Here is a 23,170-nt window from a genome sequence, read left to right on the forward strand (position 1 = left end):
TCTTGAACTCTCGCACGCAATCGGGTGAATGGAGCGTATGGAGAAGCTCTACTATCGCCCGATCGCCCGAACCGACTCCGCCCGTCCAGACACGGCACTGACCCTCGCGGGGGGGTGGTGCTGGTTCGACGAGGTGGAGCTTCTACGCCGCGACGGCGAGCCCGAGATCATTCCCGCGGCCCATCTGCCCGAAGAGGTGATGGAGCGGCTGTGCAATCCGCGCACCTCGGTCGCCGGGATCACGCTCGATGCGCCGCGGATCATGGGCATCCTGAACGTCACGCCTGACAGCTTCTCCGATGGCGGGCGCTTCGACGTCGAGGACGCCGCGATCGAACGCGCCTTCGACTTGCGCAAGTCGGGCGCGGACATTCTCGATATCGGCGGCGAGTCGACACGTCCCGGCGCTACCGAGGTGGAGGAGGACGAAGAGATCGCCCGCACCGCGCCCGTGATCGCCGCGCTGCGCGATGCAGATTTCGACGCGCCGATATCCATCGACACCCGCAAATCGTTGGTTGCCGATCAGGCGCTGGAGGCCGGGGCCGCGATGCTCAACGACGTCTCCGCGATGGAATTCGATCCGGCGATGGTCGAGGTCGCGCAGGGCTCCGGCGCGCCGATCTGCCTGATGCACGCGCAGGGCCTGCCCGAGACGATGCAGGACGATCCGCGCTACACGGATGTGCTGCTCGACGTCTACGACTATCTCGAGGACCGCATCGCGCTGGCCGAGGATTACGGCATCGCACGCGAGGCGATCATCGCCGATCCCGGCATCGGCTTCGGCAAGACCGCGCAGCACAACCTTGCCCTGATCCGTGGACTCAGCCTGTTTCACGGGCTGGGCTGCCCGGTCCTGCTCGGCGTGTCGCGCAAACGCTTCATCGGGACCGTGGGCGGCGCGGAAGAGGCCGACCAGCGCGCCCCCGGTACGCTGGCCGTGACACTCGCCGGGCTCGATCAAGGCATCCAGATTCACCGCGTCCACGATGTGGCCGAGATCGCCCAAGGCATCCGTCTCTGGGACGCGATCAAGAGAGGATTCGAGGAATGAGCAGGAAGCTTTTCGGTACCGATGGTGTGCGCGGCGAGGCCAATTCCGGGCACATGACCGCAGAGATGGCGCTGAAACTGGGCGCTGCGGCGGGCCGCTATTTCCGGCAGGACGACTCACGCGGCCACCGCGTCGTGATCGGCAAGGACACGCGGCTCTCGGGCTACATGTTCGAGAACGCGCTGACCGCGGGCCTGACCTCGACGGGGATGAACGTGCTGCTGCTCGGCCCGGTGCCGACGCCCGCCGTGGGCTACCTGACCCGCTCGATGCGCGCGGATATGGGGATCATGATCTCCGCCAGCCACAACCCGGCCAAGGATAACGGGATCAAGTTCTTCGGCCCCGACGGGTTCAAGCTCAGCGACGAGGCCGAGACCGAGATCGAGGCGATGCTGGACACCGAGATCCGGCTCGCGCGCCCCGAGAATATCGGTCGCGCAAAGCGGATCGACGATGGTCTTGGGCGCTATGTCGAATATGCCAAGACCACCTTCCCGAAACTGCGCAAACCCGACCTCAAAGTGGTCGTCGATTGCGCCAACGGGGCGGCCTATCGTGCGGCGCCGGACGTCCTGTGGGAATTGGGTTGCGAGGTGATCCCCGTGGGCGTCTCGCCCGACGGGCGCAACATCAATGACGGATGCGGCTCGACCCATGTCAGCACCTGCGCCGAGGCCGTGGTGGCGCATGGCGCCGATCTCGGGATCTCGCTCGACGGCGATGCCGACCGGGTAATGATCATCGACGAAACCGGCCATGTCGCGGATGGCGATCAGATCATGGCGCTCTTCGCGAAACGCTGGGCGCAGTCGGGGCAGCTTTCGGGCGGCGCGCTGGTGGCGACCGTCATGTCCAATCTCGGGCTGGAGCGCTTCCTAGAGGCCGAGGGGCTGCGGCTCGAGCGCACCAAGGTCGGCGACCGCTACGTGGTCGAGCGGATGCGTGAGGGCGGCTTCAACCTGGGCGGCGAGCAGTCGGGCCATATCGTGATGACCGACTACGCCACGACAGGCGACGGGCTGATGGCAGGGCTGCAATTCCTCGCCGCGATGGTCGAGACCGGTCAGCGCGCCTCCGACCTTGTGCGGCAATTCGAGACCGTGCCGCAAATGTTGAAAAACGTAAGGTATCAGGCGGGGCAGGAGCCTTTGAGCGCCGATAATGTTGCAAAAGCGATATTGGATGCGGAGACCCGCCTGAACGGTCAGGGCCGGTTGCTGATCCGGAAGTCGGGGACCGAACCGCTGATCCGCGTGATGGCGGAATGCGAGGACGAAACGCTTCTGGAAGCGACGGTCGACAGCATCGTCGCCGCCGTCGAGGCCGAAACCGCCTAAGGGGGTGCTGCCCCCGGCCTGCGACCGCCCCCCGGGGATATATTGGAAGAGCGAATTAGGGGGCGTCGCGCCCCCATTTGCCTACTGGCCGAAGAGGTCCAGCCCCAGCCAGATCAGGGCAACCGCTTCGAACACGGTCCAGAGCACGCCCGCCCACCGCCAGAATGTCGGACCCGCCTCCGCGCGCCAGACCGAGCGGATGAGCCCGACCAGCACCGCGATCCGGTAGATCCCGGCCGCCACGGCGAAGCTTCCGAAGAACCCGCCAAGATGGCCCGGCGAGATCAGTGCGGTGAACAATGCCAGGATCACGATCAGCGGCACCACCACCAGCGCGGGTCCGTAATTGCCAGCCCAGAACGTATCTCCCGGCGCGAGCCGTCCGGCGAAGAGATCGCCGAACCATTTCGGGGTGAAGAATTTTGCGCGCTCCTCGAAGATCGCTTCGAGTTCGTCGTGGTCGGGTCCGGCCATCTGCTTCCCTTTCAATTCGCGGAACTGTGACAAGAACACCGTGGCCCCGCAAGGCGGCGCGCTGCCGCGGTCGCGCCTGAAGTGACCAAAACGTGACTGAACTTCAAGGCTTTCCGCCGCCTTGGGGCAGTGGAGGGACGAAATTTATGGAGGCGCGTCATGGACCAATCGTCCTTATTTCCCACATCCGATTTCTGGCCGCTCGCAGTCGGCTTCCTGTCCCTCTCGATCAACTATTTCGTACAGGGCGGCGCGGCCGTCGCTAATGGGCCGAGCTGGTCGGGTGACCCGCTGGCGCAGGAACGAACCCTGGGCCTCTGGGGCATCTTCCTCGGTGGCTTCGGGCAGCTTCTGACCGGCATCTATCTGATGATCGGCCTGACCTGGTTCCCGGTCTTCGCCAACGCGGCCCCGCTTTACATGGCGGCCGTCGCGTTCTCGCTCTACGGCATCCACTGGTTCGTCATCGGCCTGCGACGCTACACCCATTCCGATCCCGGGCCGGAGGCGTGGATGGCGATTCCGCTGTTCGGGCTGAGCGCGATGGGCACCATCTCGTTCTGGGGCAATGGCGACATCCCGGCCGCGATTCTCTTCATCGGCCTGATGCTGATCTATCTCGCCGAGCTGGGCGCCCGCTGGACCAATAGCGAGGCGGCGGAGAAAACCGGCGGCGTGTTCCAGCTCCTGACCGGCGCGTGGCTCTTCTACCTCGCCTGGGGCGTGACGATGAACATGGCCAATGGCGCGAGCTACTGGGTGTAACCCGACCAAAAAAGAACCCCCGGCACTTAGGCCGGGGGTTCGACTTCGTGGAAGCCGTGCAGATCAGTTGCGCGACTTGTCGACCATCTTGCCCTTGGAGATCCAGGGCATCATGGCGCGAAGCTTCTCGCCGACTTGCTCGATCTCGTGCTCGTCGTTGATGCGACGGGTCGCCTTGAAGAAGGGCTGGCCGACCGCGTTTTCCTGCATGAAGTCACGCACGAACTTGCCGGTCTGGATGTCGGTCAGGACGTCCTTCATGCGCTTCTTGGTTTCCTCGTAGGGGAGGACGCGCGGACCCGAGACATACTCGCCGTACTCGGCGGTGTTCGAGATCGAGTAGTTCATGTTCGCGATGCCGCCTTCATAGATCAGGTCGACGATCAGCTTTACTTCGTGGAGGCACTCGAAATAGGCCATTTCCGGCTCGTAACCGGCTTCCACGAGGGTTTCGAAGCCCATGCGGATCAGCTCGACGAGGCCGCCGCAGAGAACCGCTTGCTCGCCGAACAGGTCGGTTTCGCATTCCTGACGGAAGTTGGTCTCGATGATGCCCGAGCGGCCGCCACCGATGGCCGAGCAGTAGCTCAGCGCGATGTCCTGCGCCTTGCCGGTCGCGTCGTTTTCAACCGCGAAGAGGCAGGGCACGCCGCCGCCCTTGGTGTATTCGCCGCGCACGGTGTGACCCGGGCCTTTCGGCGCCATCATGATCACGTCGATGCCGGGCTTCGGCTCGATCAGGCCGAAATGAACGTTCAGGCCGTGGGCGAACGCGATCGCCGAGCCTTCTTTCAGGTTGTCATGGACATACTTCTTGTAGGTCTCGGCCTGAAGTTCGTCGGGCATGGTGAACATGATCACATCGCACCAGGCAGCCGCTTCGGCGATGCCCATAACCTGCAGGCCTTCGGCTTCGGCTTTCGCTTTCGAGGGCGAGCCGTCACGCAGCGCAACGGCCACGTTCTTCGCGCCCGAGTCGCGCAGGTTCAGCGCGTGTGCGTGGCCCTGCGAGCCGTAGCCGAGAATGGCGACTTTCTTGTCCTTGATCAGGTTCACATCGCAATCGCGATCATAATAGACGCGCATGGCGTTCCTCCTTTTTGTCTGAGTGTGAGAATAGGAGGTTCTTCGCGAATATGCGTTCAGAAGTTGAGAATATCCGCTAAAGTGGGTAAAATTCATTCGCACTATTAGATAATATTGGAAAAGTCATGCAAATTGACGATACGGACCGCCGGATATTGCGTCAGATGATGGCGGAGCCGGGGCTTCCTTCTGCCGAACTGGCCGAACGCGCCGGCGTGACGCCCGCGACCTGTTGGCGCCGGATCGAGAAGCTTCGCGAAGGGGGCGTGATCCGTGGCGAAGAGGCGCTGATCGACTGGCACGCTCTCGGCTGGGCGGTCGAGGTGTCTCTGCGCTTCACCTTGGACAAAACCAATCCGCGCGCCTTCGACGAATTCATCGCCGCCGCGCGCGAGGTTCCCGAAGTCATTGAAATCCAGAGCTTCCTCGGTTCCACCGATATGCGCCTGCAGGTGATCGCCCGCGACATGGCGCATTATCAGGAGATTTACCGCAATCGCATCCTGACCCTGCCACATATCTCCGAACTCGACGCGCTGATGCTCATTGCGACGATCAAGTCCAGCGCGGAGCTGCCGATATGAGCCTCGATCTCGACGATCTGGACCGCCAGTTGCTGCGCGCGCTGAGTCGCGATTCCACGCAAAGTGCGGGCGCTCTGGGCCGCAAGCTTGGCCTCTCGCAGCCCGCGACATGGCGGCGAATCCGTCGCATGCAGGAGGCGGGAGTCATCGCCGGCCGACGCGTGATCGTCGATCCCGAGGCGCTTGGCTTCGGGGTGACGGTGTTTCTGGGCGTGAAACTCGCGGCGAAGGGCCGCGTCAGCCTCGAGGATTTCGAGCGCGCGGTCACCGCGATCCCAGAGGTGCAGCTCGTGCAACACGTCCTCGGGCTTTTTGATTACCGGCTACGCGTCACCGCCCGTGATCTGCCTGACTTTGAGCGGGTCCTGCGGCGTCGTATCATGACCTTGCCCGGGGTCGGTCAGGTGGAGGCGAATGTGCTCCTCAGCGAGGAACGCCGCCCCGGTCCCTTGGGCTGATTCATATTGGCTTAAAAAAAGGGCGAACTGCGCGCCAAATAGGCACGGCCGTCGTTCCGCTTCGATCAAAGCCGGATCTGCGCGTGCAGGGCATGGACCGCCCCGTTGCCGCGGTCTTGGATCGAAGCGGAGGGACCGATGTTCGACGCGAAGCTTCAGACCAAATCTGCCGTCCGGATGCAGCGTTCGCGCGGCGCCGCGCGGGCCGGCTTTTTCGGCGCGCGGCTGACCGGATTGCACCAAAGCGGGTCTGCCAAGGCCATTCTGCCGCGCGTTCCCGGTTCGCCGGAGGTGGTTTTCCTGAATACTTCCGGTGGTTTGACCTCTGGCGATACGCTGTCCTACGAAACCGAACTGGACGCGGGCGCAATGCTCGTCGCGACGACACAAGCCGCCGAGCGTGCCTATCGCGCCGACGATGGGCCTGCGCAGGTTGAGGTGCGGCACAGTGTCGGCTCCGGCTGCCATCTGGATTGGCTGCCGCAGGAGACGATCCTCTTCGACCGCGCGAAGCTGGCCCGCGACACGACGATCTCACTGGCCTCCAATGCATCCTGCCTGATGCTCGAGGCAGTGGTGCTGGGCCGGGCCGCGATGGGCGAGCAGGTGCGGGACTTACAGTTTTTCGACATGCGCCGGATCGAACGCGCCGGAAAGCCAGTGTTTTTCGAGCCCTTCTTGTTGAATTCCGACATTTTGGCAAAGGGGGCCCGAAGCACCGTTCTGGGAGAGGCCCGTGCTTTTGCGACGCTCGTTCTGTGCCGGCAAGGCGCGGAAGACGCGGTGGAGCCCCTGCGCGCGGTGCTCGATGAGCCGGGCGTCGAGGGAGCGGCTTCGGGCTTCGACGGCAAATGCGTCATTCGTCTGCTCGCGCAGGACGGCTGGCCGATGCGGCGACAAATTCTACGACTTTTCAATGCGTTGCGGCGCGACCAAGCGGCGCCGCGCGTGTGGCAGATCTGAGGAAATACGATGAACCTGACACCGAGGGAAAAGGACAAGCTGCTGATCAGCGTTGCCGCGATGGTCGCGCGCAACCGGCTGGAACGCGGCGTGAAGCTCAATCACCCGGAAGCCATTGCAATCATTTCGGATTTCGTCGTCGAGGGAGCCCGCGAGGGCCGCTCCGTCGCCGATCTGATGGAGGCGGGGGCAGGGGTGATCTCGGCCGATCAATGCATGGAGGGCATCCCCGAGATGATCCATTCCATTCAGGTCGAAGCGACCTTCCCGGACGGGACGAAGCTCGTCACCGTCCATCATCCGATCCGCTGAGATAAGTTCAGCTTATACAGACCGATCCGAAATAAGTTTTGCTAATGAAAGGCCGTCCGATGAAATTTGTAGCTGCACTCGCCGTCCTCGCCCCCACAGCCGCACTGGCCCATCCCGGCCACGGCGCGGGAAGCACATGGTTTTTCCACGACGGTCCGCTGATCGGGCTGCTTGCGCTCGCAGTGGTCGCCTATGTCGGACCGGAATTGGCGCGCGCGCTGCGCCGCAACAAGGAGTGAGCCGATGATCCCCGGAGAAATCCTGCCCGCTGTGGGCGAGATCACGCTGAATGAGGGCTGCGAGGCGATCACGCTGATGGTCGCCAATACCGGCGACCGCCCGGTGCAGGTCGGCTCGCATTACCATTTCGCGGAGACCAATCCGGGGTTGGAATTCGACCGGGACGCCGCACGCGGTTACCGGCTGGACATCGCGGCCGGAACGGCGGTGCGGTTCGAGCCGGGCCAGAGTCGCGAAGTGCGGCTGGTGCCCTATCGCGGGTCGCGTGAAGTCTATGGATTCAATCAGAAAGTTATGGGGGCGCTCTGATGCCGGCTTCGATCTCGCGTAGCACCTATGCCGATATGTTCGGCCCCACCACCGGCGACCGGGTGCGGCTCGCCGACACCGATCTGATCATCGAGGTCGAGCGCGACCTGACCACCTATGGCGAGGAGGTCAAGTTCGGCGGCGGCAAGGTGATCCGCGACGGCATGGGGCAGAGCCAGGTCTCCCGCGCGGGCGGCGCGGTCGATACGGTGATCACCAATGCGCTGATCGTGGATCATTCGGGGATCTACAAAGCGGATGTCGGCCTGAAGGATGGGCAGATCGCGGCGATCGGCAAGGCTGGGAATCCGGATACCCAGCCGAATGTCGACATCATCATCGGTCCGGGCACGGAAGTCATTGCCGGGGAAGGAAAAATCCTGACTGCGGGCGGGTTCGACGCTCATATTCACTTCATTTGCCCGCAGCAGATCGAGGATGCGCTGGCCTCCGGAATCACGACGATGCTGGGCGGTGGCACGGGGCCTGCGCATGGCACACTGGCCACGACCTGCACGCCGGGGCCGTGGCATATCGCGCGGATGTTGCAGGCCTTCGATGCGCTGCCGGTCAACCTCGCGCTGTCGGGCAAAGGTAATGCCTCGCGCCCCGAGGCGCTGGTCGAGATGGTCGAGGGCGGTGCTGCGGCGCTGAAGCTGCACGAGGATTGGGGCACGACGCCGGGCGCGATTGACTGCTGCCTGTCGGTGGCCGACGACATGGACGTGCAGGTGATGATCCACACCGACACGCTCAATGAGAGCGGCTTCGTCGAGAATACGCTGGCCGCGATCAAGGGCCGGACGATCCACGCCTTCCACACCGAAGGGGCAGGGGGCGGTCATGCGCCGGACATCCTGAAGGTGGTGAGCGCGCCCAACGTGATCCCGTCGTCGACGAACCCGACGCGGCCCTATACGGGCAACACGATCGAAGAGCATCTCGATATGCTGATGGTGTGCCACCACCTTGATAACAAGGTGCCCGAGGATGTGGCCTTCGCGGAAAGCCGTATCCGGAAAGAGACGATCGCAGCGGAGGACATCCTTCATGACATGGGCGCGATGTCGATCATCAGCTCGGACAGTCAGGCGATGGGGCGCGTCGGCGAGGTGATCATCCGCTGCTGGCAGACGGCGGACAAGATGCGCAAGCAGCGCGGGCGTCTTCCGGAGGAGCAGGGCGACAATGACAACGTGCGGGTGAAGCGGTTCATCGCGAAATACACGATCAACCCGGCGATTACCCACGGGATGAGCCAGCATATCGGCTCGGTCGAGGTCGGCAAGCGCGCCGATCTGGTGCTGTGGAACCCGGCCTTCTTCGGCGCGAAGCTCGACATGGTGCTGATTGGCGGCTCGATCGTCTCGGCGCAGATGGGCGACCCGAACGGCTCGATCCCGGCGCAACCTTTCTACACGCGCAACATGTTCGGGGCGCTTGGCGGGGCGAGGCACGCAAGCTCGGTCACTTTCATCAGTCAGGCGGCGCAAGCCAACGGGCTGGCTGCGAGCCTTGGGCTCCAGAAACAGACGCTGGCCGTCGAGGGCACGCGCGGCATCGGCAAGGCGCAGATGATCCACAACGCTGCGACGCCCGAGATCGACGTCCATCCCGAGACTTACGAAGTGCGTGCGGATGGCGAATTGCTGACCTGCGAACCGGCGGAGGTTCTGCCGCTGGCGCAGCGGTATTTCCTGTTCTGAGGATGGGGTCAGCGGCTGGATACGAGGCGCAGCCCGGCGTCGGCAGGCGTTTCCGCGACGAGTTCCGGGAGCAGGCAACTCGCCGGTTCGTGCGGCGACGTTTGCAATCTGCGGGTGACCTTCTCGCGCTGAAAGGCCGTATCGTTGCGGATTTCGGGGGGCAGGAGGCGCGGTTCGAACACTTTGCGGCGGCTGGTGACGATCTCGACCTTCGTCCAGCGGCCGAGGCAGGGCATGTCGGGCCGGGTGAGGTAAGCCTCCCGCAGTTCGGCCTCGCGGCGTCGCAATCGCGCGATCTGGGCGCGGATCTGGGCCAGCTCGTCCGCGGGGGCGCGTGGGTCGAAGCAATGATGGAACATCGAAATCTCCTTCGCTGCGAGCATGCTGCGGCGGGAGGTTTGAGAAATCGTTAAAGGGTGCAAGACAATGAGCGATTATCCCAAGGCTGAAAAAGTGGCGCCCAAGGGTGCGTGGCAGGCGGCGGTGGACCATGTGGCGCTGGATTACGAGGGGCGTTTCCTGCGCCGCAAGCGGCTGGTCGCAGGCTCGGGCGCGGGGTTCCTGGTGGACCTGCCGGAGGTGACGAACCTCACGGGCGGCGAGGCCTTCGTGCTCGAAGACGGGCGGTTCATCGAGGTGCGCCCGGCGCTGGAGCCGGTGCTGGTCGTGACGGGCGATTTGACGCGGCTGGCCTGGCATATCGGCAACCGTCACACGCCGTGCCAGATCGAGGCGGACCGGCTGGTGATCCGCGCCGATCACGTGCTGGAGGCGATGTTGAAGCAGTTGGGCGCCGAGGTTGCGTCCGCGGTCGAGACCTTCCGGCCCGAGGGGGGCGCCTATGGGATGGGGCGCACGATGGGGCATGAACACGGGCATTCGCATGGCCATGGGCATTCCCATTCGCATGACCACGACCATTCGCACCGCCACGACCATCACCACGACCATGCCTGATACGACCGCCTCGCTTTCTCTGATGCAATGGCTCTCCCCGGCCTTTCCGACCGGGGCGTTCGCCTATTCTCACGGGCTTGAGCAGGCAGTGGCCGCGGGCGAGATCGGGGATGCGGCGGCGTTCGCGATTTGGCTGGGCGATGTGCTGGAGCATGGCGCGGGCTGGTCGGATGCGGTGCTGCTGGCCTGCGGGCTGCGCGGCGGCGATCTCGACGAGCTGGATGCGCTGGGAGGTGCGATGGCGGGCTCGGCCGAGCGGCTGCGCGAGACGGCGGAGCAGGGCGCCGCCTTCACGCTGGCGCAGGCGGGGTTGCGGGGCGTCAAACTGCCGCCGCGAGTGCTGCCGGTCGCCGTGGCCGAGGCGGCGCGCGATCTGGACCTTCCCGCGGAGCAGGTGATTTCACTTTTCCAACATTCTTTCGCGTCGAACCTGGTCTCCGCAGCAGTCAGACTTGTCCCTTTGGGACAAATCGCCGGGCAGACGGTCTTGAGCGACCTGCACGGAAAAATTGCCGAGATCGCGGCACGCGCGGCGCAGGCGGAACTGACGGACCTGAGCTTCAGCGCCTTTCGCGCCGAGGTTTCGGCCATGAAACACGAGACGCTCGATGTGCGTCTCTTCAAGACTTGAGGTGAAGATATGGGCAACGGACCTTTGCGCGTGGGAATTGGCGGACCGGTGGGCGTGGGCAAGACCACGCTGACCGAGCAACTGGCGCGGGCCTTGGCCGCGCGCGTGTCGATGGCGGTGGTGACGAACGATATTTATACGCGCGAGGATGCGGAGGCACTGATGCGCGCGCAGGTGCTGCCGGGCGAGCGTATTCGCGGCGTCGAAACGGGCGGCTGCCCGCATACGGCGATCCGCGAGGATGCGTCGATCAACCTCGCGGCCATCGCCGATCTGACCGCGAAGCTCCCCGATCTGGAACTGGTGCTGATCGAGAGCGGCGGCGACAATCTGGCCGCGACCTTCTCGCCGGAGCTGGCCGATCTGACGATCTACGTGATCGACACGGCGGCGGGGCAGGATATCCCGCGCAAACGCGGTCCGGGGCTGACCAAGTCTGATCTTCTGGTGGTGAACAAGGTGGACCTCGCGCCGCATGTGGGCGTCGATCTGGCGCAGCTCGAGGCGGATACGCAAAGCGCGCGCGGGTCGAAGCCTTATGTCATGGCGCGGCTGCGCCAAGGCGCGGGCGTCGACGAGATCGTCGCGTTTCTCGAGCGTGAGGGCGGATTGACGTTGAAGCCGATTCCAGCCTGACCGCGAAACATTCGCCCATCTATTGGGCGAAAAGTCAGAATTTGTGCGAAAACTTCGGCAGACCCGCCCAACCGGCGGGTTTTTTGCTGCGCGGTGCCGGAATTTTTTGCCGCGCTGCAGCGTGAGGGTTTGGATGTCGGAGGCGCCTTGATGTGTGGCGCGGGGTCGATGGGATGTCCCGAGACCGGTGGCAATAGTGGAGGTTCGGCACCCGCAGAATGAGCCCTTGAAGGGCCGCGCGGGGCTGACGTGAACGAGGGAAATGAAATGATCAATCGGCGTAAACTGATGATGTCGGCGGCGCTGGCCGGGGCCATCTCGATGAGCGGGGGCCTCGCCTTCGCGCAGGAAGACGACAAGATCAAGGTGGGCGTCCTGCACTCGCTATCGGGCACGATGGCGATCTCGGAAACCACGCTCAAGGACACGGTCCTGATGCTGGTCGAGGAGCAGAACAAGAAAGGCGGCATCAACGGCAAGATGCTTGAGGCGGTCGTGGTCGACCCGGCCTCCGACTGGCCGCTGTTTGCGGAAAAAGCGCGCGAGCTGATCACCGTGGACAAGGTCGACGTGATCTTCGGCTGCTGGACGTCCGTGTCGCGGAAATCGGTGCTGCCGGTCCTTGAGGAACTCAACGGCCTGCTGTTCTACCCGGTGCAATACGAGGGCGAGGAAAGCTCGCGCAACGTGTTCTATACCGGCGCTGCCCCGAACCAGCAGGCGATCCCGGCGGTCGATTACTTCCTCGAAGAGCTTGGGGTCGAGAAATTCGCGCTGCTGGGCACGGACTATGTCTATCCGCGCACCACGAACAACATTCTCGAAGCCTACCTGCAGGACAAGGGCATCGCGAAGGAAGATATCTTCGTGAACTACACCCCCTTCGGTCAGTCGGACTGGTCGAAGATCGTCTCCGACGTGAAGGCGCTCGGCGCGGACGGCAAGAAGGTCGGCGTGATCTCGACGATCAACGGCGACGCGAATATCGGCTTCTACAAGGAACTCGCAGCCTCGGGCATCACCGCCGAGGATATCCCCGTCGTGGCCTTCTCGGTCGGCGAAGAGGAGCTGTCCGGTCTCGGCGACGCCGATCTCGAGAACCTTGTCGGTCAGCTGGCCGCCTGGAACTACTTCGAGAGCGCCGACACGCCCGAGAACGCAGCCTTCATCAAGCAGTGGCACGAATTTACCGGCGACGACAGCCGCGTGACCAACGACCCGATGGAAGCCACCTATATCGGCTTCAACATGTGGGTGCAGGCGGTCGAGCAGGTCGGCTCCACTGATGTCGACAAGGTCATCGCTGCGATGCCGGGACAGGAGTTCCCCAACCTCACCGGTTCCACAGCGAAGATGCTGCCGAACCACCACCTGACCAAGCCGGTACTGATCGGCGAAATTCAGGAAGACGGTCAGTTCGACATCATCAGCCAGACCGATCCGGTGCCGGGCGACGCGTGGACCGACTTCCTGCCGGAATCGGCGGTGCTCAAGTCTGATTGGCCGGGGCTCGATTGCGGCATGTACAACACCGAGACCGAAACCTGCGTTCAGAAGAAATCGAACTACTGATCGTGTCTTGGCCGGGAGGGCTGCGCCTCTTCCGGCCGTTTCATCCTAAGGGGACGGGATGCGCAAGTTTTTGATCGCGCTCGGGATTGTTCTGGCACTGGCCGTGCCCGGGCTGGCGCAGGACGCGGGCAGCGCGCCGCAGGCGGAGGCCACGCAAGGCGGGACGTTCGGGCTACGCGCCGTTCTTCAGGACTATGCCAAGCAGGTCGCCAAGCCGTCGCGCCGCACCATCGGCCCGGTGATCGAGGCAATCGCGGCTTCGGGCGAGGGGGCCTCGCGCTTCCTGCAGGCCTGGGCCGACAAGCGCGTCGGGCTGCGCGAAAGCGACGGCGCCTTCTTCATCGTGAAGAAATCCGGCAGCGAATACCAACTGAGCGATCCGGTCACCGGAGAGCCTGCGGGCACCGCGCCGAAATCCGATATCGACGAGGTGAAGCCCAATTCCGGCGTGCGCGCCGAGATCGGCGTGGCGCTGGTGCGGTTCCTGCTCAGCGATCCCGATCCGAAGAAACGCCGCGAGGCGCTGACCGCGATCGACCGCAACGGCGAGGCGTCGCATCTGGAGCCCCTGCGCGCCTCGATCCCCGACGAGCCCGACCCTTCGATCAAGGCGGAGAAGCAGCGTCTGGAGCGTTTGCTGACGATCCGCTTCGGCAAGGATGCCGAGGAGCGCGTCGCCGCGATCGACAGTTTCGGGGCCGATCTGGGGCTGGATTTCCGTGCCACGCTGAACCCTCTGGTGGCGACGACCCGCAAGGTCTTTGAAGGCGCGCCCGAGGGCAATGTCGCCAAGACGCTCAAGCCGGGCCGCGATATTTCCGAAGACGAGGCCTATGCGATGCTGGTCTCGGCCGATATGGCGCCGGCGCGGATTTCGGCCTCCGAGATGCAGCAGGCTTTGGCCGCGCATGTGAAGGATGGTCAGGTGGGCGGGCTGCCGCTTGCCGCGATGGCCGATCCGGCCAAGCGTGAAGAAGCCTATGCGACGCTGGCCGCCGCCGGAGAGGTGCCGCAGCGCCTGACCGATGCCGAGGCCGAGGCACTGGTCGCCGATCACCAATTCGCCGATATCTATGCCGAGACAGACCCGGAAGTGACCGCCGCCGCCGAGGCCGCGCTGACCCGCGTGAGCCGCACGGTGGCTGGGATGCAGACGGTCGATCTCGGTCTCGATGCGCTATCGCTCGCCTCGATCTATTTCCTCGCCGCCATCGGGCTTGCGATCACCTTCGGGGTGATGGGCGTGATCAACATGGCGCATGGCGAATTCATCACGATGGGGGCTTATACCGGCTACGTCGTGCAGTTCTTCGTGCCCGACTACACGCTATCGATCCTGATCGCGCTGCCGCTGGCCTTCGCCATCACCTTCGGCGCGGGCGTCGCGATGGAGCGGCTGGTGATCCGTTATCTTTACAAACGCCCGCTGGAGACGCTGCTGGCCACCTTCGGCATCTCCATCGCGCTGCAGCAGCTGTTCAAGAATATCTTCGGGACGCAGGCCCGTCCTCTGACTTCGCCGCCGTGGCTGGAGGGGGCGTGGACACTCAACGATGTCGTCTCGATCAGCTATATCCGGATCGCGATCTTCGTGCTCGCGCTGGTATTCCTCGCCCTCTATCTCTGGGTGATGCGCAAGACGCGCCTCGGGCTGGAGGTTCGCGCGGTCACGCAGAACCCCTCGATGGCGGCTTCGATGGGGATAAACCCGGACCGAATCAACATGCTGGCTTTCGGGTTTGGGTCAGGTATTGCCGGGATCGCGGGCGTGGCCATCGGGCTTTTCGCGAAAGTCACCTCCGAGATGGGGCAGGACTATATCGTTCAGAGCTTCATGACGGTCGTGGTCGGCGGCGTCGGCTCGATCTTCGGCACGCTCGCGGGCGCGACCCTGATCGGCGTGCTGCAGAAGGGCATCGAATGGCTGAACCCGTCGAATACGCTCGCGGCCCAGACCTACATGATCCTCTTCATCATCATCTTCATCCAGTTCCGCCCGCGCGGCATCATCGCGCTCAAGGGCCGGGCCGCGGGGGATTGAGCATGAGACAGACCGCTTTCCCTTCCTCTTGGTCCAAATATCCCGCGGGGGCGCGGGGGTGCGAAACCCCCGCCGCAACATCGGAGGTTCGCGCATGAAATCCGGATTTCTCGCCAAGAACCCGTCCGTATTGTGGTTCCTGCTGATCCTCGCGGTCTTCACGCTGGGCGTCACTTTGCTTTCCCATGCCTACGGGCCGGGCGCTATCTCGACCTCGATGGTCAAGACGCTGGGCAAGACGCTGTGCCTGTGCCTGATCGCCATCGCGATGGATCTGGTCTGGGGTTATACGGGCATTCTGTCGCTCGGCCATTTCGCCTTCTTCGGGCTGGGCGGCTACATGATCGGCATATGGCTGATGTACGAGCGCACCCGCGACATCGTCCTGAAATCGGCGGGCGAGTTCCCGATGACACCGCAGGAGGTGAATGACGCGATCGGCACGCAGATCTTCGGCGTGGTGGGCGGGTCCGATCTACCCGCGATCTGGACCTTCGCGGGCAACCTGCCGATGCAGCTTTTGTTCGTGGTGCTGGTGCCGGGGCTCTTGGCGCTGATCTTCGGCTGGCTCGCGTTTCGCTCACGTGTGACGGGCGTGTATCTGTCGATCCTGACGCAGGCGATGACGCTTGCGCTGTCGCTTTACCTCTTCCAGAACGAGAGCGGGCTGCGCGGCAATAACGGGCTTTCGGGGTTGCAGAACATTCCCGGCGTGAGCGCGGGGCAGGATCATCTGTCGATCTGGTTCCTCTGGGCGTCGGCGATTGCGCTCGCGCTTGGCTATATCGCGGCGTCGCTGATCGTCTCGGGCAAGTTCGGCTCGGTCATTCGGGGCATTCGCGACGACGAGGCGCGGGTGCGCTTTCTTGGTTATTCGGTCGAAGGCTACAAGCTGTTCGTCTTCACCCTGACGGCGGTGATCGCGGCCATTGCGGGCGCGCTCTATTACCCGCAGGCGGGGATCATCAACCCGGGCGAGATGGCACCCATCGCGTCGATCTACCTCGCGGTCTGGGTCGCGATTGGCGGGCGCGGGCGGCTTTATGGTGCGGTAATGGGGGCGGCCTTCGTCTCCATCGTCTCGAGCTGGTTCACTGGCGGCCGCGTCCCCGATCTGCCGCTGGGCTTCTACACGATCGACTGGGTCGATTGGTGGCAGGTGCTGTTGGGGCTCGCCTTCGTGCTGGTGACCTTGTTCGCACCGAAAGGGCTGTCGGGACTGATCGATCTCTTCGAAGGCATCCGCCGCCCGAACCGCCATGGCGCGCCGCTTGGCCCCGACAAGGGCTCGTTCCGGGAAGAGGAGGCGCAGGAATGAATGTCGCGGTCAAACCGGGGGCGGGAGCGCAGACCCTGCTGGAGGTCTCGGGCATCTCCGTCAGCTTCGACGGGTTCAAGGCGATCAACAACCTGAGCTTCAATATCGGCCCGACTGAGCTGCGCGCAGTGATCGGGCCGAACGGGGCAGGCAAGACGACATTCATGGATATCGTGACCGGCAAGACCCGGCCCGACGAGGGCTCGGTGCTGTGGGGCGAAAGTTCGACCAACCTGCTGCGGCTCAATGAGGCGAAGATCGCGCGGATCGGGATCGGGCGGAAGTTTCAGAAGCCCACCGTCTTCGAGGATCAGACCGTCACCGAGAACCTGATGATGGCGCTCAAGGCCAATCGCAGCCCTTTCGCGGTGCTGGGCTGGAAGGCGGGGGATGCCGATCGTGCACGCGTCGAAGAGATCGCAGCGCAGGTGGGCCTCGCCGATCAGCTGCCGCGCAAGTCGGGCGAGCTGAGCCACGGGCAGAAGCAATGGTTGGAGATCGGGATGCTCCTGGCGCAGGAGCCGAAGCTGCTGCTGGTCGACGAGCCCGCCGCCGGGATGACCTTGGCCGAGCGCGAGCAGACGACCGCGCTTCTGGTCGATCTGGCGCGCGATCATGCCGTGGTCGTGGTCGAGCATGACATGGAATTCGTGCGCCGTCTGAACTGCAAGGTGACGGTGCTGCATGAGGGGTCGGTTCTGGCGGAAGGCTCGCTCGACCATGTGACCGCCGACAAACGCGTGATCGAGGTGTATCTTGGCCGCTGATCTGACAAAACCCGCGATGCTGAAGACCGAGGGGCTGACGCTTCACTACGGCGGCAGCCAGATCCTGCACGGGATCGACATGGTGGCGCGTGCGGGTGAGGTGACCTGCATCATGGGCACCAACGGGGTTGGGAAGACCTCGCTGCTGAAGGCGATCTCCGGGACGCATCTGCGCTCGGGCGGGTCTGTTACGCTGGATGGCGCGGAGATGGGGCGCGTGCCGCCACAGGCGATGGCGAAGGCGGGTCTGGGTTACGTGCCGCAGGGCCGGATGATCTTCCCGCTGTTGACGGTGCGCGAGAATATGGAGACGGCTTTCGCCTGTCTGCCGAAATCCGAGCATGTCATTCCCGACGAGATTTACGAGCTGTTCCCGATCCTGAAGGACTTCCTCAATCGCCGGGGCGGGGATCTCTCGGGCGGGCAGCAGCAGCAGCTCGCCATAGCCCGCGCAATGCTAATGAAGCCGAAGCTACTGCTGCTGGACGAACCGACCGAGGGCATCCAGCCCAACATTATCCAGCAGATCGGGCGGGTGATTTCCTACCTGCGCGAAAAGGGGGATATGGCGATCGTGCTGGTCGAGCAGTATTTCGACTTCGCGCATGATCTGGGCGATAGTTTCTACGTGCTCAAACGCGGCGCGGTCGCAATGGAGGGCACGAAGGAGACGCTCACCCGCGAGGCGCTGCGCGAGGTAGTGAGCGTCTGAGGCGGCGGGCGGCGTCCGAGCGTCGGATAGGCGTTTTGACAGCTTCGCCGCTTGCTGCTTTCGCTTCGATGCCTGCATTTTGGTCATGCTCGCGCGGTATCTAAATCGCGCGCTCCCGTGGGGAGGATGGGCGCGACCCCGGGGCAGTCGATGCCAGGTCACCATGGCGGCGCTGAAGGGGGGTGTCATTTCATCGCTTGCCCGACTCGCCCCTCCGGGCGCATCCTTTCCCTTAGGTCAGGCGACTTTCGCAAAAGCCCCGACCACAGGGAGAAACGATCCGGGAGAGGGTCGTCTGTCAAAAGGGAGAGGGGGAATACCCATGAAACGCGTCATTACTCTGGCCGCGCTCGCCGCGCTGGCTGGGTCTTCGGCAGGGCTCGCGCAGGAGGTCTCGGTCGAACGAGGCAGACTGGTCTCGATCACGTCGGGATGTCACGACTGCCATACGGCCGGTTACAACGAATCCGGCGGCAAGATCGATCCGGAGGCGGCGCTCAAGGGCGTACCGCTCGGCTGGCAGGGTCCGTGGGGCACGACCTATGCGGTCAATTTGCGCGACGAGATCAAGGATATGGACGAGGACGGTTTCGTGGAATTCGCGAAGACCTTCGACGCGAAGCCGCCGATGCCGTTCTACAACGTGCATGCCATGCCCGAGAGCGATCTGCGCTCGCTTTACCAGTATATCAAGTCGCTCGGCGAGCCGGGGGATCCGATGCCAGAGGCCTTGCCGCCGGGGGAGGCGCCCAAGACACCCTATATCGTGATGGCACCGCCGATGATGCCGAACTAGGGCCCGGCTCGACCGATCCGGCCCAATGACCGGCGTCATTTCCGAGGGCATCCGGTACCTGCTATCCTGTGCTCAGAGGAGGCGGGATGATCCGAGCCATCGTCATAGGGCTTGCTCTGGTCTGTCCGGAAGCGGTCGGGGCCTGTCCCGCGCCGCTGCCGATCGCTGTGCCAAAGGCGGTGATGGCGCCGCTCACCGCGTGGATCGCAGAACATAGCGACTACGCCGCGCCGGAGGGCGCGCCTGCGATTTTCCTTTGCCAGAGCGGAGAGGTCATCACCTATGAAGGGCGAGATCTCCTCGTCGATGCCGATCTGCGCGCGGCCTACGATTTTGTCGAGGACCGGATCTTCCTTGTCGCGCCTTGGTCGGAGGACGATCCGATGCTGCTTTCCTCGCTTTTGCATGAGCTCATTCATCGCGCTCAGTTTCGAGCCAAGGACTGGCCCTGTCCTGCGGCGGCCGAGCCGGAAGCCTATCGCCTGCAGGAGGCATGGCTCGCCGAACGGGGGATCGATCCGGGCTTCGCGTGGGCCGAGATTTACCTGCGGGCGCGTTGTTCCTCGGACCATCGGCGCTGAAGTCGCGCCGCGCGAGGCTCGAAAAAAGTTCCCTACATTACATTTCTGTAAGCGGATATTCGCCAACCCGCTGATCTGCGCCGAATTTCTTCTTCGGTCAAAGCCTGATTCAGGGCTATGCAACGTGGTAACGAAGACGCAACAATTCGACATCGACAGTGATCGCCCATGCTCTCCATCTCTGACCTTGCGGGCCGTGCAGCCCCTCTCTCGCTTGTTCTGATCGCGGCGCTGACCGTCTCGGCCTGTACCCCGACCACCGGCGACAGGATGGGCTTCGCAAGCGCACGGGATGAGGCGGGCGCCGTCAATCTCGAACGTCGTGCATACGCGGTCGAGGTGGCCAAGCAGATGCGCGCCAAGCGCCAGCGGGTCTGGTGCGTGCCGTTCGCGCGCAATGCCTCCGGTATCGACATTCGCGGCAATGCAAAGACGTGGTGGTCGCAGGCGAAGGGGCTCTATGCGCGCGGTCACCAGCCGAAGGTCGGCGCGGTGATGGCCTTCTCGGCGACCCGTCGCAATCCGCTGGGCCATATCGCGGTGGTCTCGGGCGTCGACTCGCCGCGTCAGATCCGGGTCGATCACGCGAACTGGGAGCGTAACAAAGTGTCGCTCGACATGGTCGTGGTGGATGTCTCCGAGAAGAATGACTGGAGCGCCGTGCGCGTCATGAGCAACCCCGGCGCGCTGGGCCGCGTCTATCCGATCACCGGGTTCATCTCGAAGGGCTGAGGTCGATGGGCCCGAGCCGCAGGGCTCAGCCCTCGCTCGTCAGCCGCTCGGCCTTCTTTCTTACCAGAACGCTGCGCAGGTCGTGCATCGTCAGCAACAGCGTATCCGTGATCTCTTCGAGCTGAGCATCGGTCGCCTTCGACTGCGCCCATTGCGCTACGAGATTGAGGTGATCGACCGCGCGCAGAATATCGTCGACATCGCGCTGGGCGAGCACCTCGCGGCGATGCGTCATCCATGCTTCGATCTCGGCGCGGTCTTGCTCGGTCAGAACCCGGTCGCCCTGTGGTTTGATCTCGCCGTTGCGGATGTTGATATTGGCGATCGGGTCCATCTCGATCCGGCGCTGACGGTTCTCGGTATCGACGCGAAACACCGTCGCGCCATTCTCCTTCACCCGGAAAAAATACTCGGGCAAGTCAGTCATTCGCCAATCTCCCTTGGATAGTCCGCCTTATGTCAGCCCTTCGCAGAAGGCCTTGATGCGGGCGCAGGCCTCGGTCAGGGCCGCGTCCGATGTAGCGTAGCTGATGCGGAAATTCGGTGAAAGCCCGAAGGCCGCGCCGAAGACCACGGCGACGTCGTTTTCCTCCAGCAGCGCGTTGGCGAAATCCTCGTCGCTCTCGATCTTGCACCCGCCTGCGGAGGTCTTGCCGATGCAATCCTTGATCGAGGGGTAGACGTAGAACGCGCCCTCGGGCGTCGGGCAGGAGATGCCGGGGCAGGCGTTGAGCCCGGCCACCACCAGATCGCGCCGCCGCTTGAAGGCGGCGCGGAACGTGTCGATGAAATCCTGGGGTCCGTTGAGCGCCTCGACTGCCGCCCATTGCGAGATCGTGCAGGGGTTCGAGGTCGATTGGCTCTGCACCTTGCGCATCGCCGCGATCAGCTCTTTCGGGCCGGCCGCATAGCCGATCCGCCAGCCGGTCATCGCATAAGCTTTCGAGACGCCGTTGACCGTCAGAGTACGGTCGTAGAGCGCGGGTTCGACCTGCGCGGGCGTGGTGAACTCGAACCCGTCGAAGGTGAGGTGCTCATACATGTCGTCGGTCATCACCCAGACATGGGGGTGGCGCAGCAGCACGTCGGTCAGCGCCTTCAGCTCGTCGCGCGAATAGGCAGCCCCCGAGGGGTTCGAGGGCGAGTTGAACAGGAACCACTTGGTGTTCGGCGTGATCGCGGCGTCCAGCGCCTCGGGGCTGATCTTGTAGCCCATCGCGGGATCACCTTGCACGAAGACGGGGGTGCCGCCGCCGATCAGCACCATATCCGGGTAGCTGACCCAGTAGGGCGTCGGGATCACCACCTCGTCGCCGGGGTTGAGCGTCGCCATCAGCGCGTTGAACAGCACCTGTTTGCCGCCCGAGGAGACCGAGACCTGCTCGGGCGTGTAGCGAAGCCCGTTCTCGCGGGCGAACTTGGCGCAGATCGCCTGTTTCAGCTCGGCGATGCCATCCACTGCCGTGTATTTCGTCTTGCCCGCCGCGATCGCGGCTTTCGCGGCACCCTTGATCGACTCGGGCGTGTCGAAGTCGGGTTCGCCGGCGGACAAACCGATCACGTCGCGGCCCGCAGCGCGCAGTTCAGCCACCTTCCCGGTCATCGCGACTGTCGGAGAGGGTTTCACCCGCGCAAGCGTGTCGGAAAGGAATGCCATCGGGTCGCCCTTGATTTGTAACTCGTTCGGCAAACTTCTAGGCTTGGGGCCAAGAGCGTTCAAGAGAAAGCGGGAGAGAGATCATGGTCGACGATTGGTATGGCGAGGCGAGCGCAACATTCGGCGACCGGCTTGCGGGGGCGCGCGAAGCGGCCGGGTTGAGCCAGGAGGACCTGGCGACGCAACTCGGCGTCCGGCTCGAGACGTTGCAGGCTTGGGAAGAGGATGTGCTCGAGCCGCGCGCGAACCGGCTGCAGATGCTGTCGGGCATGCTCAACGTCACGCTGATGTGGCTGCTCACCGGGTCGGGCGAAGGGCTTGACGGCCCGCCCGAACAGGGAGAAGACGCAAAGGCGGAACGCGCCCTTGTGCGCGAGATCCGGGAAGTGCGGTCCGGCCTCGAGGAGCTCGACGTTCGGCTGGCACGGCTGGAGAAGCGTTTGGTGGCAGGAGAGAGTTGATGGCAGAGACGCGAGAGGCGCGGCTGAAACGGATGAAGATGCGCAGCTGGCGGCGCGGGATCAAGGAAATGGACCTGATCCTCGGGCCTTATGCGGATGCGCGGCTGCCCGAGCTGGATGCCGACACTCTCGAACTCTACGATCAGCTGCTCGAAGAGAACGATCAGGACCTCTACCCGTGGGTGTCCGGCGCGCAGCCTTGCCCGCCGCAATATCTCGATCTGCTCTCCGAAATCGGCCAATTCGCGCGCGAGCGCCACATTACCAAAAGCTGAAAACCGCGCGGAAACCCCGGATTTCATCGGGTTTTCCGCGAATTTTCAGAGATTTCGGCCCGATTAACGGTATCTTTTCCATTTCCCGCCACTGTCCTGCCTGAGGGGCGGCGCAACTGGCGGAGAGTGCTATGACCGTGCAGAAATCTGCAAGCGACATGACGTCCGTCCCGGCGAGCCCGGGGCTGATGGCGGGATATCTGGACAGCCTATCGCTGCTGGAGCGGCTGCACCGCTTGCTTCTCGATGTGATCAAGGACGAGTTCGAGCGGCTGGGCATCCTCGAGATCAACCCGGTGCAGGCGCTGTTGCTGTTCAACGTGGGCGAAAACGAGGTGACCGCGGGGGAGTTGAAGACCCGAGGCTATTACCAGGGCTCGAACGTCTCCTACAATCTCAAGAAACTGGTGGAGGCGGGCTATATGCACCATCAGCGCAGCGAGATCGATCGCCGCTCGGTCCGGGTGCGCCTGACGCCGAAAGGACGGGGCTTGCGCGACAATGTCGCGGACCTGTTCGAGCGGCATGCCTGCGGGATGGAGACGCGCGGCGTCATCACCTTCGAAGCGATGGAAGAAATGAACCACACGCTGCGCCGGATGGAGCGCTACTGGACCGACCAGATCCGTTATATCTACTGACCCTTGGGCAGGTCGCGTTTGCGCGATGACGCCCGGTTCTCCTTGCCGCGGCGGCGTGCTGCGTGCTTGCTTGCCGTGACGACATGCGGTGAGGGGACG

General features: G+C 63.8%; 29 protein-coding genes. 24 read left to right on the top strand and 5 right to left on the bottom strand.

Translation table 11 applies throughout. From position 1 onward, the window contains the following. Positions 1 to 37: 37 nt before the first annotated feature. Both folP and glmM read left to right on the top strand, forming a co-directional pair. Positions 38 to 1,057, top strand: coding sequence for a dihydropteroate synthase (gene folP, locus B6V76_RS17890; protein ID WP_088728078.1), 1,020 nt, complete (start codon positions 38 to 40; stop codon positions 1,055 to 1,057). Then, positions 1,054 to 2,397, top strand: a complete 1,344-nt coding sequence (gene glmM, locus B6V76_RS17895) for a phosphoglucosamine mutase (protein ID WP_088720093.1) — start codon at positions 1,054 to 1,056, stop codon at positions 2,395 to 2,397. Before folP ends, glmM begins: the two co-directional genes overlap by 4 nt. An 81-nt stretch (positions 2,398 to 2,478) precedes the next feature. Here the strand turns inward: glmM and B6V76_RS17900 are convergent, their stop codons facing one another. Further along, positions 2,479 to 2,871: a hypothetical protein gene (locus B6V76_RS17900; protein WP_088722497.1), complete on the bottom strand. Its 393-nt coding sequence runs from the start codon at positions 2,869 to 2,871 to the stop codon at positions 2,479 to 2,481. Between the two features lie 159 nt (positions 2,872 to 3,030). Here B6V76_RS17900 and B6V76_RS17905 point away from each other — a divergent pair, with 159 nt between their 5' ends. After that, positions 3,031 to 3,636, top strand: a complete 606-nt coding sequence (locus B6V76_RS17905) for a hypothetical protein (protein WP_088720095.1) — start codon at positions 3,031 to 3,033, stop codon at positions 3,634 to 3,636. Between the two features lie 63 nt (positions 3,637 to 3,699). Here B6V76_RS17905 and ilvC read toward each other — a convergent pair whose 3' ends face one another. Continuing rightward, positions 3,700 to 4,818, bottom strand: coding sequence for a ketol-acid reductoisomerase (ilvC, locus tag B6V76_RS17910; protein WP_276206142.1), 1,119 nt, complete (start codon positions 4,816 to 4,818; stop codon positions 3,700 to 3,702). Positions 4,819 to 4,847: 29 nt separating this feature from the next. Here ilvC and B6V76_RS17915 point away from each other — a divergent pair, with 29 nt between their 5' ends. The 7 genes from B6V76_RS17915 to ureC all read left to right on the top strand — a co-directional run bounded on the left by B6V76_RS17915 (position 4,848) and on the right by ureC (position 9,294). Then, complete coding sequence (locus tag B6V76_RS17915) at positions 4,848 to 5,306, top strand: Lrp/AsnC family transcriptional regulator (RefSeq protein WP_075776948.1); 459 nt, start codon at positions 4,848 to 4,850, stop codon at positions 5,304 to 5,306. After that, on the top strand, positions 5,303 to 5,764 hold the full coding sequence (locus B6V76_RS17920; protein WP_075776947.1) for an Lrp/AsnC family transcriptional regulator: 462 nt from the start codon (positions 5,303 to 5,305) through the stop codon (positions 5,762 to 5,764). The genes B6V76_RS17915 and B6V76_RS17920 overlap by 4 nt, the downstream gene beginning before the upstream one ends. A 177-nt stretch (positions 5,765 to 5,941) precedes the next feature. Next, entirely contained in the window at positions 5,942 to 6,727 is a 786-nt protein-coding gene (locus tag B6V76_RS17925) for an urease accessory protein UreD (RefSeq protein ID WP_346426017.1), read from the top strand. A 9-nt stretch (positions 6,728 to 6,736) separates the two neighbouring features. After that, the gene (locus B6V76_RS17930) at positions 6,737 to 7,039 is read left to right on the top strand and encodes an urease subunit gamma (RefSeq protein ID WP_075776945.1); all 303 of its coding nucleotides are present in this window, start codon (positions 6,737 to 6,739) and stop codon (positions 7,037 to 7,039) included. Positions 7,040 to 7,098: 59 nt separating this feature from the next. After that, entirely contained in the window at positions 7,099 to 7,278 is a 180-nt protein-coding gene (locus B6V76_RS17935; protein ID WP_075776944.1) for a hypothetical protein, read from the top strand. A 4-nt stretch (positions 7,279 to 7,282) separates the two neighbouring features. Further along, positions 7,283 to 7,588 carry an urease subunit beta gene (locus tag B6V76_RS17940; protein ID WP_078548026.1) on the top strand — a complete coding sequence of 102 codons (306 nt, stop codon included), beginning with the start codon at positions 7,283 to 7,285 and terminating at the stop codon, positions 7,586 to 7,588. Then, positions 7,588 to 9,294, top strand: coding sequence for an urease subunit alpha (ureC, locus tag B6V76_RS17945; RefSeq protein ID WP_088728080.1), 1,707 nt, complete (start codon positions 7,588 to 7,590; stop codon positions 9,292 to 9,294). Before B6V76_RS17940 ends, ureC begins: the two co-directional genes overlap by 1 nt. 8 nt (positions 9,295 to 9,302) lie before the next feature. On the opposite strand, the gene B6V76_RS17950 is transcribed toward ureC, so the two are convergent. Further along, complete coding sequence (locus B6V76_RS17950; protein ID WP_088728081.1) at positions 9,303 to 9,653, bottom strand: hypothetical protein; 351 nt, start codon at positions 9,651 to 9,653, stop codon at positions 9,303 to 9,305. Positions 9,654 to 9,720: 67 nt separating this feature from the next. Here B6V76_RS17950 and ureE point away from each other — a divergent pair, with 67 nt between their 5' ends. The 11 genes from ureE to B6V76_RS18005 all read left to right on the top strand — a co-directional run bounded on the left by ureE (position 9,721) and on the right by B6V76_RS18005 (position 20,037). Next, entirely contained in the window at positions 9,721 to 10,251 is a 531-nt protein-coding gene (gene ureE / locus B6V76_RS17955; RefSeq protein ID WP_088728082.1) for an urease accessory protein UreE, read from the top strand. After that, positions 10,244 to 10,882 carry an urease accessory UreF family protein gene (locus B6V76_RS17960; RefSeq protein WP_088728083.1) on the top strand — a complete coding sequence of 213 codons (639 nt, stop codon included), beginning with the start codon at positions 10,244 to 10,246 and terminating at the stop codon, positions 10,880 to 10,882. Before ureE ends, B6V76_RS17960 begins: the two co-directional genes overlap by 8 nt. A gap of 9 nt (positions 10,883 to 10,891) precedes the next feature. Beyond that, positions 10,892 to 11,518 (top strand): urease accessory protein UreG, encoded by a 627-nt coding sequence (gene ureG / locus B6V76_RS17965; RefSeq protein ID WP_088728084.1) that lies wholly within the window; start codon positions 10,892 to 10,894, stop codon positions 11,516 to 11,518. A gap of 291 nt (positions 11,519 to 11,809) precedes the next feature. Next, entirely contained in the window at positions 11,810 to 13,090 is a 1,281-nt protein-coding gene (urtA, locus tag B6V76_RS17970) for an urea ABC transporter substrate-binding protein (protein WP_166504632.1), read from the top strand. A 58-nt stretch (positions 13,091 to 13,148) separates the two neighbouring features. After that, complete coding sequence (urtB, locus tag B6V76_RS17975; protein ID WP_088728085.1) at positions 13,149 to 15,131, top strand: urea ABC transporter permease subunit UrtB; 1,983 nt, start codon at positions 13,149 to 13,151, stop codon at positions 15,129 to 15,131. Positions 15,132 to 15,225: 94 nt separating this feature from the next. Continuing rightward, positions 15,226 to 16,449 carry an urea ABC transporter permease subunit UrtC gene (gene urtC / locus B6V76_RS17980; protein ID WP_088728086.1) on the top strand — a complete coding sequence of 408 codons (1,224 nt, stop codon included), beginning with the start codon at positions 15,226 to 15,228 and terminating at the stop codon, positions 16,447 to 16,449. After that, the gene (urtD, locus tag B6V76_RS17985) at positions 16,446 to 17,216 is read left to right on the top strand and encodes an urea ABC transporter ATP-binding protein UrtD (protein ID WP_088728087.1); all 771 of its coding nucleotides are present in this window, start codon (positions 16,446 to 16,448) and stop codon (positions 17,214 to 17,216) included. Before urtC ends, urtD begins: the two co-directional genes overlap by 4 nt. 16 nt (positions 17,217 to 17,232) lie before the next feature. Next, on the top strand, positions 17,233 to 17,928 hold the full coding sequence (urtE, locus tag B6V76_RS17990; protein WP_075776995.1) for an urea ABC transporter ATP-binding subunit UrtE: 696 nt from the start codon (positions 17,233 to 17,235) through the stop codon (positions 17,926 to 17,928). A 322-nt stretch (positions 17,929 to 18,250) separates the two neighbouring features. Then, positions 18,251 to 18,724: a cytochrome C gene (locus B6V76_RS17995; RefSeq protein WP_088720106.1), complete on the top strand. Its 474-nt coding sequence runs from the start codon at positions 18,251 to 18,253 to the stop codon at positions 18,722 to 18,724. Between the two features lie 86 nt (positions 18,725 to 18,810). Continuing rightward, on the top strand, positions 18,811 to 19,305 hold the full coding sequence (locus B6V76_RS18000; protein ID WP_088728088.1) for a DUF6647 family protein: 495 nt from the start codon (positions 18,811 to 18,813) through the stop codon (positions 19,303 to 19,305). Positions 19,306 to 19,473: 168 nt separating this feature from the next. Beyond that, entirely contained in the window at positions 19,474 to 20,037 is a 564-nt protein-coding gene (locus tag B6V76_RS18005) for a CHAP domain-containing protein (RefSeq protein ID WP_088722507.1), read from the top strand. A 25-nt stretch (positions 20,038 to 20,062) separates the two neighbouring features. Here the strand turns inward: B6V76_RS18005 and B6V76_RS18010 are convergent, their stop codons facing one another. Both B6V76_RS18010 and B6V76_RS18015 read right to left on the bottom strand, forming a co-directional pair. Then, positions 20,063 to 20,464 (bottom strand): hypothetical protein, encoded by a 402-nt coding sequence (locus tag B6V76_RS18010; RefSeq protein ID WP_088720109.1) that lies wholly within the window; start codon positions 20,462 to 20,464, stop codon positions 20,063 to 20,065. A gap of 27 nt (positions 20,465 to 20,491) precedes the next feature. Continuing rightward, positions 20,492 to 21,694, bottom strand: a complete 1,203-nt coding sequence (locus tag B6V76_RS18015; protein WP_088722509.1) for a pyridoxal phosphate-dependent aminotransferase — start codon at positions 21,692 to 21,694, stop codon at positions 20,492 to 20,494. 83 nt (positions 21,695 to 21,777) lie between these two features. Here B6V76_RS18015 and B6V76_RS18020 point away from each other — a divergent pair, with 83 nt between their 5' ends. The 3 genes from B6V76_RS18020 (at position 21,778) to B6V76_RS18030 (ending at position 23,071) form a co-directional block, all read left to right on the top strand. Beyond that, complete coding sequence (locus tag B6V76_RS18020) at positions 21,778 to 22,155, top strand: helix-turn-helix transcriptional regulator (RefSeq protein ID WP_088720111.1); 378 nt, start codon at positions 21,778 to 21,780, stop codon at positions 22,153 to 22,155. After that, entirely contained in the window at positions 22,155 to 22,430 is a 276-nt protein-coding gene (locus B6V76_RS18025; RefSeq protein WP_075776927.1) for a succinate dehydrogenase assembly factor 2, read from the top strand. Before B6V76_RS18020 ends, B6V76_RS18025 begins: the two co-directional genes overlap by 1 nt. A 158-nt stretch (positions 22,431 to 22,588) precedes the next feature. Further along, entirely contained in the window at positions 22,589 to 23,071 is a 483-nt protein-coding gene (locus tag B6V76_RS18030) for a MarR family transcriptional regulator (RefSeq protein ID WP_088724952.1), read from the top strand. The last annotated feature ends 99 nt before the right edge of the window (positions 23,072 to 23,170 follow it).

The sequence above is a fragment of the Thioclava sp. IC9 genome (assembly GCF_002213225.1).
Classification (GTDB): Bacteria; Pseudomonadota; Alphaproteobacteria; order Rhodobacterales; family Rhodobacteraceae; genus Thioclava; species Thioclava nitratireducens.